Below are 5,228 nucleotides of genomic sequence, written 5' to 3'. Positions count from 1 at the left end.
CAATTTCCTGTACTCCCGGGGTGACATCATCACCAGTTTCTTAAACATGCTGTTAAAGAATTTTATATCATCATAGCCTACAAAACCTGCTATTTCTGATATCCGCAGATCACTGCCGGCAAGCAGTTCACAGCTCTTCTCTATTCTGACCTTCTGCAGGTATTCCCGGAAAGTAATTCCGGTCTCCTGTTTGAATTTCCGGCTTATGTACTGCAGGCTGAAATGATGTTCCTGGCAGAACATGCCCAGAGTAATATGTTCCCTGTAATTCCGGTCTACATATTGAACCGCATCCAAAACGATTTTATTTTTGGTAGTTCGCACACTGCTCTTTACAATTCCCCGCAGAGTGAGAATCAGAATTTCGATCAGCCTGCAGCGGAAAATCTCCGTATAGCCCGGTCTTTTTTCCCGGTATTCTTCGGACATTCCGGTCAGCAGCTGCAGAACCCGGCTGTCTTCGTCATGAAATATTCTGTTTGCCGGTGTCTGCATCAGCGACGGCGTATAGTACCGGATCAGACACCCCTGTATCAGCGCATCAAAAGAATGACACCCATTCAGTGTATCATCAATAATTGCAGGAAGAAAAAGGCAGTTGATCAAATTCAGGTTCCTGCTTTGGGCATAACAATGTACACTCCCATAATCCACAAAAAAATAATCTCCCGCCTTCAGTTCACTGCTGACATCATTTAAGGTATGGACACAAGTCCCGCAGGTTACATAAACCAGTTCAAAGAAGCGATGATCATGGCTTTCCATGTCATCCTGGCTGCAGGGCATCATCACCAGTTTCTCTGAATTCCCCAAAGTAATCTCTTTTAAATCCAATGTACTTTTCTTTTCCATATAAGTTAAATTCACCCCCTATTTAAGTAGAAATCAGGTCTTTTTTTCCATTTTATTCTCTGGTATCATGAAAGTCAAGATACAGTTGATGCAAGATTAATTGCAAGACACTATTGCAAGTTATAATTGCACTATAATTGCAGTTATAATCGCAAGATGTTGCATATTACACTTATTATCACATTTAAAATGGAGGTAAATTTATGGAATGGCAGGCAAAATGGATCAAACCCTCACTTGACATGGGGGATGTGTGTCCAACATTTAAAAAAGAGTTTCAGGCATTTGAAAATGTTAAGGAGGCAACACTTACCATCACCTCTCTGGGTGTATATGAAGCCCTGATTAACGGCAGGCGGGTCGGTGAATTTGTTCTTGCACCAGGCTGGACTTCTTATACAAAGAGGCTTCAATATCAGATGTATGATGTAACCGATCTTCTGGGAAGCGAAAATCTGCTCCAGGTTACCGTGGGAAAAGGCTGGTACCGCAGCAGAATGCCGGGATGGGAAGGGTCAAAGGTACAGTCTGAATTACAAAAAAATCCTGCCGGAATCCTGGCACAGCTTCACATTGCCTACGAAAATGGCAGTGAAGAAACAGTGATATCGGATGAAACATGGACGACTGCCGAAAGCAATATCCGATTCTCTGAAATATATGACGGTGAAACCTATGATGCTGCTTTTCAAACTGAAAAAGAAACAGAAGTATGCGCCTTTGACGGTCCTTCTGATACACTGATTGCACAGCAGGGTGAGGAAATCCGTGAGCAGGAAAGAGTTTCGGCAGCATGTATTTTCACAACTCCATGCGGTGAAACTGTGGTTGATTTCGGACAGGAGGTAACGGGATATGTTGAATTAGAGGTAGATGCCAATGCAGGGGATGAAGTTTTAATCTCCCACGCCGAAGTCATGGATCAGGATGGCAATTTCTATACGGAAAATTACCGTTCCGCTAAGGCTCAACTGCACTATATCTGCAAAGACGGACATCAGACCTACAAACCAAAGCTTACGTTCTTTGGCTTCCGTTATATCCGTATTGATAAATTTCCGGGGGCAGTCTCCGCCGCCAAACCAGAGAATTTTACCGCTGTAGTGGTCCACTCCGAAATGAAAAGAACAGGATTTTTACGCTGCTCAAATCCATTGCTGAATAAACTCTTCGATAATATTATCTGGGGGCAGAAGGGTAATTTTGTGGATGTTCCCACCGATTGTCCCCAGCGGGACGAGCGTCTTGGATGGACTGGAGATGCACAGGTATTTATCCGGACGGCATGTCTGAATTATGACGTTGAAAAGTTCTTTACAAAATGGCTGGGTGATATGGCAGCAGACCAGCTGGACGATGGACAGGTGGGTCATGTTATTCCTAATTTACTGGATGATCCCACGAGCAGTGCTGCCTGGGCAGATGCCGCTACTATTTGTCCCTGGGAACTTTACTTAGCATATGGTAATGATGAAATATTAAAAAACCAGTTCCAGTGCATGAAAAAGTGGATTGGATATATCACCACACATACAAAGGATGAATATCTCTGGACAGGCGGGGTCCATTTTGGAGACTGGCTGGGTCTGGATGCTCCGGATGGCAGCTACAAAGGATCCTCCAGGGAAGATTTTATTGCATCTGCGTTTTACGCATATTCCACCTCTCTGGTAATAAAAGCCGGCAGGGTTTTAGGTGAGGATGTTGCAGAATATGAGACACTCCACGCTGCAATTGTATCCGCATTTCGAAAAGCCTACCCGGACTACAAGACTCAGACAGAATGTGTACTTGCCGCTTATTTTCAACTTGCCCCTGACTGCCAGGCTGCTGCGGATCAGCTTGCAGAGCTTGTAAAGAGTTGTGGAAAACAGCTTCAGACAGGCTTTGTGGGAACTCCGTATCTGCTCCACGTTTTAAGCGAATACGGCTACTCACAGCTGGCATACGATCTTCTGCTGAGGGAAAGTTACCCTTCCTGGCTGTATCCGATTACAAAAGGTGCAACTACAATCTGGGAGCACTGGGATGGAATTAAAGAGAATGGGGATTTCTGGAGCAAAGATATGAACTCCTATAATCACTATGCATATGGTTCCGTTGCAGACTGGGTCTATGGTAGGGCAGCTGGAATTACGCCAGTCGAAGAATACCCCGGCTATGAAAAAGTGCGGATTGCCCCCATACCGGATAAGCGTCTTGACTGGCTGGAAGCAGAACTTGAGACACGTCACGGCATGATCCGTTCCACCTGGAAAATCGAAGATGCATTATGGCGCTATGAAATAGAAACGCCTGTTGCTGCAGAAATCGTGATTGATGGAAAAGAATATCCCGTGGAAAAAGGCAGTTATCTTTTCTATAGTAAGATTAAATAAACTGATTGGAACATCTGCTCTACACAGTGCCCGAAAATATCGTCAATTCGGTATTCCTGGGCACTATTTTGATTATGTAACAAAGATGAGCATTTTTTTAGCTTACAGGAGTTGTATTTTGCGATTTAACGAATAGCATGCGACTATCTCCTCTCGGAAGCTGTCTGGGTACTGAGTTGAAAATGCATCAGGATTTCAGAGGCAACCCTGCTTGGCTGCCTTCAAATAAACGCTGCAGTTTATCTACGTCTAAAGAAGTCCCGATCACGACGACTTTTCCTGTATATTGTGGTTCCCCCTTATTTATTTCCCACTCTCAGGGCACCATGTTAAAATAAAGCCACTCTCCTTTTACACTTTCCACTGCCCCTTTCACGCGTAAAATAAAACAGTTATCTTCATCTAGTTCCTTCAAGATCTGCTCCAGCTCCTGATATGTGAACACATTTGCCGTCTCCATGCTCCAACTGCTGAATTTATCATCAGAATGATGCTGACTGTCAAATCGGGATATACGTGGTGCACTGCGCAGGCGACGGAGTTTTACAGAATCCAACTTTTCATCGGGAACTTTCTGCTCTATTTCCCCGCTGTCTATGATCTCTTCCTGCGTTTCCATAACTTCCAGTATCTGTACACCACTTAATTTTTCCAGAGGCGTTGTAATTACGGATGCTTTCGGGTTGACTTTGCGTAATTCTTCCCTGCACAACATTATTTTTGCTCTGTCTGCTTTATCCGTACGGCTTAAAAGAATCGTATCCGCATACCTGATCTGGTCATTGAAAAATTCCCCAAAATTCTTTTGATAGAGAACATATTTTGTAACATCCGCCACCGTAAGGCTGTTCTCCAGAGTAACAGACTGTTTATCCTTCAGCTCCCCCACTGCTTTCCTAACATCTGACAGTTTCCCCACCCCGGAAGGTTCTATGAGAATGCGATCCGGGTTATATTGCTTCACAGCCTCTTCCAGTGCCTTACAAAACTCCCCTTTTAGCGAACAGCAGATACAGCCGGAATTTATTTCCCGAATCTCAATTCCGGTTCCTTTTAAAAACCCTCCGTCAATTCCAATCTCGCCAAACTCATTTTCAATCAACAGAACCTTTTCATCTTGAAATATTTCCCGCAGTAATTTCTGAATCAAAGTCGTTTTCCCTGCACCTAAAAATCCCGATATTATGTTGATCTTTGTCATTTGATTTTCCTTTCTTATTGCTTTGATTTTATTTTTATTTGCAATTTTTCCAGATATGTATTGATCTTTTCTATCTATTTTCTATCTATTTAGTATCGGTAGGGATAGACATATTCTTTTTCTGCTTTTTCTGCATCCTCAATCCCGGTAACCTGGATTACAATTCCTTTCTCTTTATTATAATGGAAAATTCCCGTTACGGAAACCCATTTATCCTGTTTTAAATTTTCCGCGTCATCCCATATACAAATAGGCCCGCAGGGAGATAGATCCGCGATACAGCAGCTCATCAATAATCTTGTCACAGCAAATTCATTGTTTTCCAGAGTATCATCCCGGTACACAGTCCCATGCATCGTGATCTGGTACCCATCATACTTATCCGGATAATAACTTAGCTGCAGCAGCCAGTTATAAAAGTCCTCATCGCTAACCGTTATGGTTCTGTTTGCCTCATCCAATCCTGCTGGAATCTGCTGTTTTTGATTATTTGGTACATTGGAGGTTTTCCCCTCTTTCCCCTTTTCTGTTTCTGTTTCTCTTTGTCTATCCTGTGAGCGAACTATTTCCGTTTCCGTCTCTCCTGCATACGGCTGCCCTTCTTTGGAACTGCCCCCGCCTGGCATCTTATCTGATTTTTTGGATACATCACTCGAATATCCTCCAACGGCAGCATGAGACGTAAAGTTTCCATGGGGAAGCAGTATAATCATGAGCGGAATCACCAAAACCAGACATCTGTTCACACTGGATTTATACTTTGGCGTTCCCACCTTCAGAAAACGGGATATTGCCCA

At 43.4% G+C, this 5,228-nt stretch carries 4 protein-coding genes; 1 reads left to right on the top strand and 3 read right to left on the bottom strand.

What is annotated here, in order from left to right; translation table 11 throughout:
* The coding region (locus ACH2DQ_RS21985; RefSeq protein WP_395028341.1) for an AraC family transcriptional regulator at nucleotides 1-852 on the bottom strand (852 nt) is incomplete at its 3' end.
* 203 nt (nucleotides 853-1,055) lie between these two features.
* Here ACH2DQ_RS21985 and ACH2DQ_RS21980 point away from each other — a divergent pair.
* Complete coding sequence (locus ACH2DQ_RS21980; protein WP_394914682.1) at nucleotides 1,056-3,230, top strand: family 78 glycoside hydrolase catalytic domain; 2,175 nt, start codon at nucleotides 1,056-1,058, stop codon at nucleotides 3,228-3,230.
* Between the two features lie 316 nt (nucleotides 3,231-3,546).
* On the opposite strand, the gene ACH2DQ_RS21975 is transcribed toward ACH2DQ_RS21980, so the two are convergent.
* Together ACH2DQ_RS21975 and ACH2DQ_RS21970 are read right to left on the bottom strand one after the other, a co-directional pair.
* Nucleotides 3,547-4,431, bottom strand: a complete 885-nt coding sequence (locus tag ACH2DQ_RS21975; protein WP_395028338.1) for a CobW family GTP-binding protein — start codon at nucleotides 4,429-4,431, stop codon at nucleotides 3,547-3,549.
* A gap of 89 nt (nucleotides 4,432-4,520) precedes the next feature.
* Nucleotides 4,521-5,228: TIGR03943 family putative permease subunit (locus ACH2DQ_RS21970; RefSeq protein WP_395028336.1), on the bottom strand; the 708-nt coding region annotated here is incomplete at its 5' end.

This window comes from Robinsoniella sp. (assembly GCF_034124845.1).
Note: the sequence above shows the minus strand (reverse complement) of the source record. Positions and strands in the feature narration are given on the sequence as shown.

Bases quoted from the DNA above. Each gene is read 5' to 3' on its own strand.
- ACH2DQ_RS21980 (WP_394914682.1), top strand. From the start codon at position 1,056: ATGGAATGGCAGGCAAAATGGATCAAACCCTCACTTGACATGGGGGAT.
- ACH2DQ_RS21975 (WP_395028338.1), bottom strand. From the start codon at position 4,431: ATGACAAAGATCAACATAATATCGGGATTTTTAGGTGCAGGGAAAACG.